At 65.7% G+C, this 13860-nt stretch carries 11 protein-coding genes; 6 read left to right on the forward strand and 5 right to left on the reverse strand.

Translation table 11 applies throughout. The features are described 5' to 3' along the window. Positions 1–39 precede the first annotated feature (39 nt). The gene (locus tag B2W22_RS20745) at positions 40–993 is read right to left on the reverse strand and encodes a helix-turn-helix transcriptional regulator (RefSeq protein WP_175122211.1); all 954 of its coding nucleotides are present in this window, start codon (positions 991–993) and stop codon (positions 40–42) included. Positions 994–1136: 143 nt separating this feature from the next. On the opposite strand from B2W22_RS20745, the gene B2W22_RS20750 reads away from it, so the two are divergent. Next, complete coding sequence (locus B2W22_RS20750) at positions 1137–3338, forward strand: TonB-dependent siderophore receptor (protein WP_286939401.1); 2202 nt, start codon at positions 1137–1139, stop codon at positions 3336–3338. A 25-nt stretch (positions 3339–3363) separates the two neighbouring features. Here the strand turns inward: B2W22_RS20750 and B2W22_RS20755 are convergent, their stop codons facing one another. Then, positions 3364–4125 carry an IclR family transcriptional regulator gene (locus B2W22_RS20755; protein WP_175122209.1) on the reverse strand — a complete coding sequence of 254 codons (762 nt, stop codon included), beginning with the start codon at positions 4123–4125 and terminating at the stop codon, positions 3364–3366. 220 nt (positions 4126–4345) lie between these two features. On the opposite strand from B2W22_RS20755, the gene B2W22_RS20760 reads away from it, so the two are divergent. From B2W22_RS20760 to B2W22_RS20780, 5 genes are all read left to right on the forward strand, one after another. Then, complete coding sequence (locus tag B2W22_RS20760; protein WP_286939402.1) at positions 4346–5635, forward strand: NAD(P)/FAD-dependent oxidoreductase; 1290 nt, start codon at positions 4346–4348, stop codon at positions 5633–5635. A gap of 46 nt (positions 5636–5681) precedes the next feature. Then, on the forward strand, positions 5682–6704 hold the full coding sequence (locus B2W22_RS20765) for a dipeptidase (protein ID WP_175184853.1): 1023 nt from the start codon (positions 5682–5684) through the stop codon (positions 6702–6704). Between the two features lie 17 nt (positions 6705–6721). Continuing rightward, on the forward strand, positions 6722–7726 hold the full coding sequence (locus B2W22_RS20770) for a tripartite tricarboxylate transporter substrate binding protein (protein WP_286939403.1): 1005 nt from the start codon (positions 6722–6724) through the stop codon (positions 7724–7726). Positions 7727–7845: 119 nt separating this feature from the next. Next, on the forward strand, positions 7846–8856 hold the full coding sequence (locus B2W22_RS20775) for a Bug family tripartite tricarboxylate transporter substrate binding protein (protein WP_286939404.1): 1011 nt from the start codon (positions 7846–7848) through the stop codon (positions 8854–8856). 52 nt (positions 8857–8908) lie between these two features. After that, positions 8909–10672 carry a gamma-glutamyltransferase family protein gene (locus B2W22_RS20780; protein ID WP_175122204.1) on the forward strand — a complete coding sequence of 588 codons (1764 nt, stop codon included), beginning with the start codon at positions 8909–8911 and terminating at the stop codon, positions 10670–10672. Between the two features lie 117 nt (positions 10673–10789). On the opposite strand, the gene B2W22_RS20785 is transcribed toward B2W22_RS20780, so the two are convergent. From B2W22_RS20785 to B2W22_RS20795, 3 genes are all read right to left on the reverse strand, one after another. Next, positions 10790–11806, reverse strand: coding sequence for a Bug family tripartite tricarboxylate transporter substrate binding protein (locus B2W22_RS20785; protein WP_175139554.1), 1017 nt, complete (start codon positions 11804–11806; stop codon positions 10790–10792). A gap of 151 nt (positions 11807–11957) precedes the next feature. After that, positions 11958–12698: an amino acid ABC transporter ATP-binding protein gene (locus B2W22_RS20790; RefSeq protein ID WP_056559723.1), complete on the reverse strand. Its 741-nt coding sequence runs from the start codon at positions 12696–12698 to the stop codon at positions 11958–11960. Between the two features lie 61 nt (positions 12699–12759). Continuing rightward, positions 12760–13860, reverse strand: a complete 1101-nt coding sequence (locus tag B2W22_RS20795) for an amino acid ABC transporter permease (RefSeq protein ID WP_175122202.1) — start codon at positions 13858–13860, stop codon at positions 12760–12762.

Raw genomic sequence — 13860 nt, forward strand, 5'->3', positions numbered from 1 at the left:
CATCGATTGATCGACGTGCCGCTGAGCATATTCAGCGCCTTACCAGGCGCGTGGCGATGCGCCGTATCGCGCCTTGAAGATCTTGCTGAAATGACTGAGGCTTGAGTAGCCCAAGTCGCCGGCCACCTGCGTGACGCTCATGCCGCTGCGCAGCAGGTCCGAGGCGCGAACCAGCCGCGCGTCGCTCAGATAGGCGTGCACCGAACGGCCGACGGTTTCGCGCATCAATTCCTGCAGCCGCCTTTCGGACAAGCCCACCATCCGCGCAACACGCCCCGGCGGCCACTGTTCCGAGCAGCGTTCCCGCAGCAAGCGGCAAGCTTGCTGCACCTGCTGACGCTCCTCTGCGGCGGGTCCCTTCAGCACTTGCTGCACGGAAAGCAATTCCACAAAGGCAGCCAGCGTCTCGAGCGACTTGGCGCGGTACCAGATCCGTCGCGCCTCGGGCGCCGTCGGCGCGTTGCGGGAAATGTCGGTGGCCAACGTCAGCAGGCTGGCCGGCGCGTCCAGCATTGCGACCAACGATCCGTGGGTCGGCACGCTGACGTCGTGGCGAAACCGTTGGGTCAGCAGGGTGATGGGCGCCGAGTCGCCTGCACGGGCGAGCGCATCAGGCGTGTATCGGATATCCAGCATCCGGACGCGCCGATTCGCGTAAAGGTGCGTGGTCCACCCCAACGGCTGTTCGTGGTTGAAGAGCAGCGCCGCGCCCCCGGTCACCTTCAGCGGTTTGCCGCCGTCCAACGCCAGCACGGCGTCGCCCTCCAGCCATACCTGCATGCCGAACACCGGCGCGCCCGGCGCGGGAATTGTCAGCGCCGCCGATGGGCAGCCGTCCAGCACCACCACACTGACGCCTTCCTCGACGCGCACCACGCACTGGATGACGTTTTCCCAGTCTTGCGTCGCGGGCACGGTGGGAAGTGTCCCTCGCCACCATTCGTGAGGCTTGGCGGGAGCGGTGTACGGGTCAAGCGAGAGCTCAGCGGACATGGGAAACAAGCGCAATTGCGCCGAGTGCAGCAAAACCGTCAATGGGCGCCGCGAAATCGTCAGACATCCGGCGGGTGTTCTGGAATCATGCCGTCGCACAAGAATGATTCTTGTTAATTATAAATTGATCAGGTGGTAACCCCGTGTCCTTCTCCGTCAAGCCGTTGCCGTTGGCATTGCTCGCCGCCTTTGCGGCGTCCGCGTCCGTCGGCGCGCAACCCGTTCCTTCGGCGGCCGCCGATGTCTCCACGTTGTCGCCGGTTGTGGTGCAGGGATCGAGCGATGCGTCGCCGACCTCCGGCGCCGACTTCGTCGCCACGCGCAGCCGGTCCGGCACCAAGTCGGACGCGGCCCTGATCGACACGCCCCAGACCATCAACGTCATCACCCGCAATGAAATGGACTGGCGTGGCGTCACCTCGCTGGCGCAGGCCGTCCGCTACACGCCGGGCATCTTCGCCCAGTACGGCGACAACGACGTGCGCTATGACTGGCTGACCATCCGCGGGTTCACCCCGGCGCGCTATCTGGATGGCCTGCTTCTCCCCTTCGGCGCGCGGGGATACGCGCAGCCGCGCATCGACACCTATGGCCTGGAACGGATAGAGATCCTGAAGGGACCGTCGTCCGGCCTTTACGGCCAGAGCGCCCCGGGCGGGCTGGTGAACATGACCAGCAAGCGACCCACCGCCGAGCCGATCAATGAAGTCGTCCTGCAGGCGGGCAGCTTCAACCGGTACCAGGGCTCCTTCGACTTTTCCGGTCCGGCCGACGACGAAGGCAAATTTCTGTATCGCCTGACCGGCACCTTGCGCGATAGCGATACGCAGTACCAGCACGTCGACGATGAACGCCAGTTCATCGCGCCCAGCTTCACCTGGCGCCCGTCGTCCGACACCAGCCTGAATCTGAACGTGCAGTACCAGAAGATCACCAGCCACGGCGGCGGCGGCGCGCCCGTGTTGCCGGTCATCGGCACGCTGGAGAAAAGCAGCGCTGGCTACATTCCGCGCGACCGCTTCGTGGGCGAACCCGGCTACGACATCTTCACCAACGAGCAGACCATGGTGGGCTACACGTTGGACCACCGCCTGAACGACACCTGGAGCGTGCGGCAAAGCGCCCGCTACACCAACGTGGACACCAACACCCGCCGCGTGCAGATCGGCGCGATGGCGTCCGAGACCCAGGCGATCCGTTACGCGTGGGCCTTCCCCGAGACATCGCATGCGTTCCAGATCGACAATCAGGTGAACGCCAAATTCACGGCCGGCCCCACACGCCACGACCTCACCTTCGGCCTGGATTACCTGCGGGAAAAATCCCGCTACAACGAAAGCAGCCCGGGGCTGATGCTGCCGCCAGCGTCGCCGCTGTTCGACGTGTTCAACCCCGACTACGGCACACCGGTGACGCGCCCGCCCACGGCCACCAAGATCAACATGACGCGCAACCAGTTGGGCGTGTACGCGCAGGACCAGATCGAACTTGACCGTCTGCTATTCACGTTGGTGGGCCGTTACGATTGGACCGAAGGCACCACCGATACCGGCGCGCGCGGCAGCGCCGGGCAATGGGCATGGACCTCGCGCGATGCCGACGCCAACCGCTTCACCGGCCGGCTCGGCGTCACGTATCGCTTTGACAACGGTCTGGCGCCCTATCTGAGCTATTCCACGTCCTTCCAGCCCGTCACCGGCGTGATGCGCGACGGCTCGCCGCTCAAGCCGACGACCGGCGAGCAGTACGAGGCCGGCATCAAGTTCCAGCCCAACGGCTACGCCAGCTTCGTGACGCTGTCGGCGTTCCAGATCAACCAGAACAACGTCAGCACGCCGGACCCGGTCAATACCAGCTTTGTCGTGCAGACCGGCCAGGTTCAGGTGCAGGGACTGGAGCTGGAGGGCAAGGCCAGTTTCGACAACGGCCTGGATCTGACGATGTCGTACGCGCTGAGCGACAGCGAGATCACCAAGAGCAACAATCCCGCGCAGCGCGGCAATCAGCTCAACTTCGTGCCGCGCCATCAGGCCGCCCTGTGGGCCGACTACACGCTGCGCGACGGCCCGTTGCAGGGCGTGGGCCTGGGCGCGGGGGTGACGTACCGCGGCGGCTTCTATGGCGATCTGAACAACAACTACGCCATCCCGGCCGTGACATTGGTCGATGCGGCGATCCGCTACGACTTGGGCCGCGCCAGCCCCGCCCTTGCCGGCGCGCAGGTCGCGTTGAACGTGTCCAACCTGTTCGACAAGCGTTACGTGGCCAACTGCCTGGGCACAGCCGTGAGTTGCTATTGGGGCGCAGAACGCACCGTCATGGCGACGTTGCGGTATCGCTGGTAATCCCCGGCATCCCGGGCGGTCGGCATCAGTTGCGCTTGCTGATCGCCCTGGCTGCCCGGATCACCAGCGGCCCCAGTTCCTCCCGCGCACGCGCCAGCGACCAGCGCGGCTTCGGCACGGATATGTTGACCGCACCCAGCGGATCGCCGTTGTCGCCATAAATCACCGCCGCGACATTCAAATCCCCCGCGAAGAACTCTTCGTCGGCATAGGCGTACTGATTCCGTCTTGCCTCGTCGATCAACGCGCGCAGCCGGTCGATATCGGTGGTGGTGTGCGGCGTGTACTTCGCGCACGTCACGCTACGCAACCTGAGATCGAGTTCATCCGGCGGCAGCAACGCCCATAGCGCGCGCCCCGACGCGGTCGCCACGCAGGGAATCTGCGTGCCCACCGGCAGGTACTCGGGAATGTGCCTAGCCGGCGCGACGCGCATGACGAACACCATGTTGTCGCCGTCGGGCACGGCCAGATTGACGATCTCGCCGCACTCCTGGTTGACCTGATGCAGCACCGCATGCGCATGCTGGAACAAGGGCTGCCGGTAGAGATAGCTGTAGCCCAGCCCCACGGCCTTGACCGTCATGCTGTAGCGCTTGCTGCGCGGATCCTTGAACAGGTAGCCGGTCTTTTCCAGCGTGTAGGCCACGCGCTGGGCCGAGCCGATGGTGATGCCGTTTTCGCGGGCCATCTCCTGAAGGCTCAAAGAGGCGTGCCCCCGGAAGGACTCGAGCACGGCGAGCCCTTTTTCCAGCGACTGGATCAACAAGGCGGAAGGTTCAGACATTCGGATTCGGTTTGGGTAGCAGGGACGGAGTTTGCCCGCGGGGAGCCGGAAAGTCCGGCAGCCTAGGGAAACCCTTACGTTGTAGCCGGACCCGGCGAGCAGTATAAAAATACTCGCAGTTATCGTTATACGTAGATTGTTATCGAATAGCGATATTTAATCAATCCGGATCTTCATGCAACCGCATCCGCCTCAAACGCCGACGCCCTCCGCCGCTCCAATGCCCGCTTCTGCTTCTGGCCCGTCCGACACGGCGCTGCCCGCCTCGGTCGACGTCGCCATCGTTGGTGGCGGCATCATCGGCATCAGCACCGCCTATTCCCTCGCGCGCGCCGGACTGCGGGTCGCCGTGTTCGAGAAAGGCACGCTGGCCTGCGAACAGTCGTCGCGCAATTGGGGCTGGGTGCGCACGCTGGGCCGCGATCTGCCGGAAGTGCCGCTGGCGCAACGCGCCAACCGGCTATGGGCAGAGATCCAGGAAAAGGTGGACGTGGGTTTCCGCCGCAGCGGCATCTTCTACCTGCAGGAAAACGACGCGGACGCGGCCGGCCATCAGGCGTGGCTGGACGGGGCACGCGCGCATGGCGTGGATGCGCGCCTGCTGGATCGCCGCACGGTGCAGGACATGCTGCCGTCGACGGGACGTGCCTGGACAGGCGCCATGTACAGCCCGACGGACGGGGTCGCCGAACCGCAGATGGCGACGCGCGGTATCGCCTCGCTGGCGCGCGCCGCGGGCGCACACATTGTTGAGCACTGCGCCGTGCGCGGCGTGGAGCGCAGCGCGGGCCGCGTCAGCGCCCTGATCACGGAGCACGGCCGCGTTGCCACGCAGGCGGTGCTGGTGGCGGCCGGCGCCTGGTCGCGGCTCTTTTGCGGCAATCTGGGCGCCGACTTCCCGCAGTTGAAGGTGCGTGGATCCGTGCTGCGCACGACGCCGCTCGACGCGGGACCGCAGGCGGCGATCAACGGCAAGGACTTCACCTGCCGCAAACGTGCCGATGGCGGCTATTCGGTGTCGCAGTTCGGCGCGTCGATGGCGGACGTGGTGCCCGACACCTTCCGCCTCATGCCGCATTTCTTCAGCGCGTGGCGGGCCAACAGCAGCTTCGTGCGGCTGCGTTTCGGCAAGCGCTTCTTCGAGGAACTGAAGATCCCGAACCATTTTCCGGCCGACCGCGAATCGCCTTTCGAGCGGCATCGCGTGCTGGATCCATCGCCGTCCAGTCGCGGCGTGGCGCAAGCCTGGCGCCGGCTGGTTCACGCCTTTCCCGCATTCCGCGAAGCACGTATTGCGCAGTCCTGGGCCGGCTACATCGATGTCACGCCCGACGCGATGCCTGTCATGGACGCGGTGCCCGGCCTGCCCGGGCTCTACCTTGCTTCCGGTTTCTCGGGCCACGGTTTCGGCATCGGCCCGGCGGCGGGCGAGTTGATGGCGCAGTTGATCCAGGGCCAAACGCCCGCCATCGACCTGCTCCCGTTCCGCTACGGCCGCTACGGGACCTGACGGGCACGCATTGAAATCATGCATACAACAAAAGGGGAGTTCTTCCATGGATAGTCACATCGCCGACCTGCATCGCCGCGCCACCGTCGTCGACGGTCTGGTCTTCTTCAGCGACGGCAGCACCCGCGACATGCTGGCCGGCGGCGTCAGCGCCATCAACGTCACCGTCAGCGACATGGGCGCGGACTTCGAGCAGGCGCTGCGCGACTGCATGGCCTGGCGCCAACGCTGCGCCGCGCCGGACTCGTCCTGGCTGCTGGTGGAAACGGCCGACGACATTGCGCGCGCCAAGCAGACCGGCAAGCTGGGGCTCATCATGGGCTGGCAGAACGGCAAACCCTTGGGCGACCAGATCGACCGCGTCGCCCTGTTCCATGAATTGGGCATGCGCGTCATTCAGCTGACCTACAACGAGGCCAATCTGCTGGGCGACGGATGCCTGGAAAAGCGCAACGCCGGCCTGAGCGATCTGGGCGTGAAGATGGTTGCGGAGATGAACCGCGTGGGCATCGCCATCGACCTCAGCCATTGCGCGCCGCAGACCTGCCTGGACGCCGCCCGGCACAGCACCAGGCCCGTGCTGCTGACCCACGCCAACGCCAACGCCGTGATCGCCCGGCCGCGCAACAAGTCGGACGACGTCATCAAGGCGGTCGTCGCGACGGGCGGCGTGGTCGGATGCAGCATCCATGCCTACCTGAGCTGGCGCGGCGATCCCCGCCAGCAGCCGCTGCTGTCGGACTTCGTCGCGAACGTGAAGTACATCGGCGAACTGGTCGGCTATGAACACGTGGGCATCGGCACGGATTTTCCGTCGGTCGACACCTACGAGGCCGTGCGCCATGTGATGGTGATGTCGCGCACCAAGTACGCGAAATCGGGCGGCGACTTTTCTGATGCCTTTGGCGATGTGATGGAAGCGCGCTACCCCGTCGAAACGCCGACGCCGGCGCAATTTCCCGCATTTACCCACGCGCTGCACGAGGCCGGACTGACGGACAGCCAGATCGCCGGCGTACTCGGCGGCAACTTCCAACGCGCGTTCGCGCAGGCCTGGGCCACTGCCTGATTCGAATGGAGAACATCATGATCCCGCGACTGCTCCGCACCCTGACCGCCGCGCTGGCTTGCGCGGCCCGCGCGCCGCGCGCGTTGGCGCTTGCCAGCGCTGTTCTGGCAGCGCCCCTGGCCACGGCCGCGCCCTTCCCCGCGCAGCCGATTCACATCATCGTGCCCTATCAGGCGGGCGGCTCCACCGACACCGTCATCCGCAAATTCGCCGAGCTGGCCGCGCCCGAACTGGGCCAGGCCATCGTCATCGAAAACCGCGGCGGGGCCGGCGCAACCATGGGCGCACGCGCCATCAAGACCGCGCGTCCCGATGGCTACACGCTGGCCGTCCTGCCCAGCCCGGTCTATCGCATGCCGCACATCCAGGACATGGGCTACGACCCGACACGCGATTTCACCTACGTCATGATGCTCAGCGGCTACACGCTGGGCGTGGCGGTGCCCGCGGGCTCGCCGCACAAGACGTGGGCAGATTTCATCCGCTATGCGAAACAGCATCCGAATGAGGTCACCTACGGCACGGCCAGCGTCGGCAGCGCGTCCAACGTGATGATGGAAGACATCGCCGCACGCAACGGCGTGACCTGGCGCCACATCCCGTACAAAGGCGAATCCGAAGTGCTGACGGCGGTGATGGGCGGACAGGTGACGGCATACGCCGGCTCGACGACCGTGCAGCCGCAGGTGCAATCGGGAAAGATGCGCATGCTGGTGACCTGGGGCGAACATCGCAGCGCGCAGTATCCGGACACGCCCACGCTGCACGAACTTGACGGCACGCCGCCCGCCAACGCGCCGTTCGGCATTGCAGGTCCCAAGGACATGCCGCCCGCCGTTGTCGCCAAGCTGCATGCCGTCTTCAAGCAGGTGGCCGAATCCGAGGCCTTCAAGCAGATCCTGACGCAATACGGCCAGGAACTGGTCTACATGGACGGCAAGGACTACGCCGCCTATGCCGCGCAGCAGTACGCGCTGGAAGCGGAGATCGTCCGCAAGCTGGGGCTGGCCGCGAACAAGTAGGCCGGCCCGATCCGGCTGCGCCGCCGCAACCGGGCCTCACGCATCAAGGCGGCGCGGGATCCGACAACGGCCGGTATCTGCAAGGGCGCCGGCCAGCAAGAAGCATCCAGGAGTCATCCATGATCATTCGAGCACTCGCCACACGTCCCGCGCGCCGCCGCGCCCTCGCTGCCATGTGCGGCCTTGCAGGCCTGCTGGCCGCCGCACTGCCCGTTGCGGCGTCGGCCCAGGCGTGGCCTGCCAAGCCGATACGCATGATCGTCGGCTACCCGCCGGGCGGCGGCACGGACACCGTGGCGCGCATGCTGGCGCAGCAACTCAGCCAGGAGATCAAGCAACCCGTCGTGGTCGAGAACCGCGCGGGGGCCAGCGGCACCATCGCCACCCAGCAGGTCGTGCGGGCCGAGCCTGACGGCTACACCGTGCTGTTCGCCACGGCGTCGCCGCTGACCGGGGCCCCGCTCACGGTCAAGGACCTGCAATATGATCCGATGAACGACCTGATCCCGGTCACTCTGGTCGGCGGCGGCCCCTTCATCCTGGTTGCGAACCCGGCTTTTCCGCCCAACACGCTGCCTGAACTGGTTGAGTACGCGCGCAGCCGTCCCGGCGAGATCAACTACGCGTCGCCGGGCATCATGACCGCCAATTTCTTTTTCTCCGAGCAACTGAACATGGATGCCGGGATCAAGACCACGCATGTCCCCTACCGCGGCAGCGCCGCGCTTTTGAACGACGTCATCGCCGGCCAGGTGCAATACACGCTGGACACGCCGGGCACCACGCTGACCTTCATCCGCAACGGCAAGCTGAAGGCGCTGGCGATCTTCAGCGAAAAGCGCCTGAACCGGGCGCCCGAGATTCCCACCGCCAAGGAAAGCGGCTATCCGAATCTGGTGGGCGGTTCCTGGTATGGACTGCTGGTGCCCAAGGGCACGCCGCCGGAGATCGTCGACGGCCTGTACAAGGCCACGAAGTCCGCGTTGTCCAGCGCGGACGTGCGCAGCGCCATGGAAGGACGCGACGTGATCGTGCAAGGCACCTCGCCCGACGAATTCAGCCGCTTCCTGCACGCCGAGTTCAAGCGCTGGCAGGACGTGACGCAAAAGCTGGGCATCACCCCGCAATGACCGATTGAGCCCGCGCAGGCACGCAAGCCCCCTCTTCCGACCGGAGTCTTCGATGTCCCATTCCCCCTACGCCCCGGACCTGACCGCGGGAAGCGCCCCCACCTCCATGCGCCCCGCGCTCGCCGGGCTGAATCACATGATCTCGGCCGGCCACTATCTGGCCACGCAGGCAGGCATGGACGTCCTGCAGGCCGGCGGCAACGCCGTCGACGCGGGCGTGGCGGCCGGCATTGCATTGGGCGTGGTCCAGAGCGACATCGTCAACTTCGGCGGCGTCGCGCCTATCCTGGTCTATCAGGCCAAGGCGCAAAAGGTGTGGAGCATTTCCGGGCTTGGCTATTGGCCGCAGGCCGCGCGGCTGGAGACGTTTCTGGAAAAGCACGGCGGCACGATCCCAGCGGGCGTGCTGCGCACCGTCATGCCGGCGGCGCCCGACGCGTGGATCACCGCGCTGGAACGATTCGGCACCATGCGTTTCGGCGAGGTCGCGGCCGGCGCCATCCGGCTGGCGCGAGACGGCTTCGTCATGTATCCGCTGATGGCCGAAGTGCTGGCCGAGAACCAGAAGAACTACGCGCGGTGGGCCTCCAGCGCGGCCATCTACCTGCCCGGCGGCAAGCCGCCCGAGGCGGGATCGCTATTCCGCCAGGCCGACCTGGCGCGCAGCATCCAGTACATGGCGGACGAAGAGCGCGCGCATTCCGGAAACAGCCGCCAGGCGGGCCTGGCCGCCGCGCGGCGCGCATTCTACGAAGGCGACATCGCTGCGGCGATCGTCAAGTATCACCGCGACGAAGGCGGGCTGATCACCCACGAGGACTTGCGAGGCTTTGCTGTGGAGGTCGAGCCGGCGCTGTCCACCGACTTCAACGGCACGCAGGTGCATAGCTGCGGTTTCTGGTGCCAGGGCCCTTCGCTGCTGCAGATGCTGAACATCCTGGAGCCTTGCGACTTGCGCGCGCTGGGCCACAACTCCGCCCCCTATGTGCATCTGCTGACCGAAGCCATCAAACTGGCCTTCGCCGATCGCGAGGTGCATTACGCCGATCCGCGCCATGCGCGGGTGCCGCAAGCGGCGCTGCTGTCAAAGGACTATGCGCGCGCGCGGCTCGCCATGATCGCCCTGGATCGGGCGGGCCCCGACATGCCGCCGGCGGGCCGGCTTCCCCACGCGCGGGACATCGACCTGCGCGAGGCCGGGCCCGATGACATGGCGCGCACGGATCCGCGCCTGGATACGTCTTATGTGGCGGTCGTCGACAAGGACGGCAACGCGTTTTCGGCCACGCCCAGCGATGGCTCCTACAACGTGCCCGTCATTCCCGGCACCGGCATCTGCGCGTCGGGACGCGGCAGCCAATCCTGGGCCGAGGCCGGCCATCCGTGCGCCATCGGACCGGGCCGCAGGCCGCGGCTCACGCCCAACCCCTCGCTCGCCATCCGGCCCGGCCAGTACGTCATGCCTTTCGGCACGCCGGGCGGCGACGTGCAGTGCCAGGCCATGCTGCAGACGTTCCTGAACATGGAGGTGTTCGGCATGGACGTGCAGCAGGCGGTCGAGGCGCCGCGCTTTGCCAGCTTCAGCTTCCCGTCGTCGTTCGAGCCGCACAACGCCATGCCGGGCCGGCTGATGATCGAAGACCTGATCCCACGCAGCGCGGGCGACGCGCTCGCAGAAATGGGCCATACCGTGAAATGGTGGAACGGCCATAGCTGGCGGGCCGGCGCCGTCTGCATGGTCCGGCACGATCTGGATAGCGGCGTGCGCTGGGGCGGCGCGGACCCGCGCCGGCCGGCTTACGCGATGGGCTGGTAGGCATGCGCGGCGGCTGGCATCAACAGAAAGCAAAACGCCCGTCAGGAAAGCATCCCGGCGGGCGTTGAAACTGCATCGCAACAGGCATCCGGTTAAAGACGCCCGTTGCCAGCGCCATCAATTCAGGCTGGCGCCCGAGATCTTCACGATCTCCTGATACTTCGCCATCTCGGCCTTCACGAACGCGGCGAACGCCTCAGGCGTCATCGAGCCCGCCTCGGAACCCATCGTCAGCAGACGCTGCTTCACATCGGGCTGCGCCATCGCGTCGGCATACGCCTTGTTCAGCTTGGCCACCACCGGCGCCGGCGTGCCGCCCGTCGTGAACACGCCAAACCACGTGCCCAGGTCAAAGCCCTTCACGCCCGATTCTTCAACCGTCGGCACGTCAGCCAGCAACGACGAACGCTGCGCCGTCGTCACGGCCAGCGCCTTGACCTTGCCGTCCTTGATCAGCGGCGCCGACGCCGCCAGGTTGTCGAACATGAAATCCGACTGGCCCGACAGCAGCGCCAGTTGCGCCGGCGCCGCGCCTTGATAGGGGATGTGCTCGACGTTGATGCCCGCGCGCGCCTTCAGGAGCTCGCCCGACAGATGGCCCGCGCTGCCGTTGCCGCCCGAACCGTAGTTCAGCTTGCCCGGGTTCTTCTTTGCGTAATCGATCAGGTCCGCCAGCTTCTCGATCTTGTTCTTTTCGGCGAACTCCACATTCATCACCAGCACGTTCGGCACCGCCGCCACGATCGTCACCGGCGCGAAATCCTTGACCGGGTCGTACGGCAGGTTGGCGAACAGCCACGGATTGATCGCGTGCGTGGCCACCGCGCCCATCACCAGCGTGTAGCCGTCAGGCTGCGCCTTCGCCACCAGGTCCGCGCCGATGTTGCCGCCCGCGCCCGAACGGTTTTCCACAATCACCGGCTGACCCAGCGAGCCGCGCACCTTCTCGGCCAGCATGCGCGCCATCGTGTCCAGCGGGCCACCGGGCGGGTAAGGCACGACGAAGCGGATCGGCTTCGTCGGGAAATCGGCGGCCTGAGCCAACGCCGGGGCGCTGAAAGGCAGGGTCGCGGCCAGCGCCACGGCGCCTTGCAACAGGGCGCGGCGCACGGCGCTGCGGGGGGTATTCGACATGGTGTGTTCTCCTCACTCCGGATCAATGGCGGTCAGTAGCATACCCCACCGGCGTGACGGAGGTAACAAAGGGCTACCGGCAAGAACGCCCAGAATTCCCGGGATTGGCAGTCCGCACCAATGAAAAACCGCCTGAAGGCGGTTTGGCGGATCAGTGCAGGATCTGGCTCAGGAAGAGCTTGGTCCGTTCGTTCTGCGGGTTGTCGAAGAACTCGTCCGGGTTGTTCTGTTCGATGATCTCGCCGCGGTCCATGAAGATCACGCGGTTGGCGACCTTGCGCGCGAAACCCATTTCGTGGGTCACGCAGATCATCGTCATGCCGCTTTCCTGGGCCAGGCTGACCATCACGTCCAGCACTTCCTTCACCATTTCCGGATCCAGCGCCGACGTCGGCTCATCGAACAGCATGATCTTGGGGTTCATGCACAGCGACCGCGCGATCGCCACACGCTGCTGCTGGCCGCCCGACAACTGGCCCGGAAACTTCTTGGCCTGTTCCGGAATGCGCACCCGCTCAAGGTACTTCATTGCGGTGGCCTCGGCTTCCGCGCGCGGCTTCTTCAACACCCACATGGGTCCCAGCGTCAGGTTTTCCAGCACCGTCAGGTGCGGGAAAAGGTTGAAATGCTGGAACACCATGCCCACGTCCTTGCGGATCGTCTCGATGTGCTTCAGGTCATTGGTGAGCTCCGTGCCGTCCACGATGATGTGGCCCTTCTGGTGCTCTTCAAGGCGGTTGATGCAGCGGATCATCGTGGACTTGCCCGAACCCGAAGGTCCGCACACCACGATGCGCTCGCCTGGCGCGACGTCCAGGTTGATGTTGCGCAACACGTGGAACTGGCCGTACCACTTGTTCACGTCCTGCAAACGAATAATGGCATCCGACATGCCTGTACTCCCGTAAGTATCGCTTTGCGCGCCCGCCTTGCGGCGGACGCGCGGCAAATTGCTAGCGTGCGTGACCCGTGGCCAGGCGTTTTTCCAGCGCCTGGCTGTATTTGGACATGGAGAAGCAGAAGACGAAGTAGATCAGCGAAATGAACAGGTACGCCTCCACCCCGAATCCGCGCCATGCCGCGTCGGACAAGGCTGCCTTGGCCGCCAGCGTCAGGTCGAAAATGCCGATGATCACCACCAGCGACGTGTCCTTGAACAGCGCGATGAAAATGCTGACCAGCGGCGGAATCACGATCTTGAGCGCCTGCGGCAGGATGATCTTGCGCATCTGCTGCCAGTAGTTCAGGCCCAGCGAATCCGCGCCTTCGTACTGCCCCTTCGGAATGGCCTGCAGGCCGCCGCGCACCGTTTCGGCGATGTAGGCCGCCGCGAACATGATGATGGCGATCTGCGCGCGCAGGAGCTTGTCGATCGAAAAGCCTTCCGGCAGGAACAGCGGCAGCATCACCGACGACATGAACAGCAGGCTGATGAGCGGCACGCCGCGGATCAGCTCGATGTACACGACGCACAGCGCCTTGATGGCCGGCATCTTCGAGCGCCGGCCCAGGGCCAGCAGCACGCCGATCGGGAACGCGAAGGCGATGCCGAACGTGGACAGGATGAGCGTCAGCGGCAGGCCGCCCCAACGCGCGTTTTCCACGTAGGTCAGGCCGAACACGCCGCCCCACATCAGCAGCGCCACGGCCGTCAGGCCCACGGTCCAGATGACGGCCAGCTTCCAGTTCCAGAAGCGGCGGATGCCGCTGCAGACGATCACCGCCACCAGGATGATGGTGGCGATCAACGGCCGCCATTGCTCATCGTAGGGGTAGGTGCCGAACAGGATCAGCCGGTGTTTTTCAATGATGAACGCCCAGCAGGCGCCGCCGGCTGCGCGGCACTCCTGGGCATTGGCCGCGTCGAAGCTGGCCTTGATGAAGGCCCATTCGACCAGCGCCGGGATGGACATCAACAGGAACCACGCCAGCAGCACCGTGATGAGGATGTTCAGCGGCGACGAGAAGAGGCGCGTTTTAAGCCACGCCCACGGTCCTGTCTGATTGCTGGGCGGCGGCAGGGCCTCGCTGGGGGTATGCGTAGTGCTGCTCAT

The sequence above is a fragment of the Achromobacter sp. UBA4530 genome, from assembly GCF_002388205.1.
Taxonomy (GTDB): domain Bacteria; phylum Pseudomonadota; class Gammaproteobacteria; order Burkholderiales; family Burkholderiaceae_B; genus Achromobacter; species Achromobacter animicus.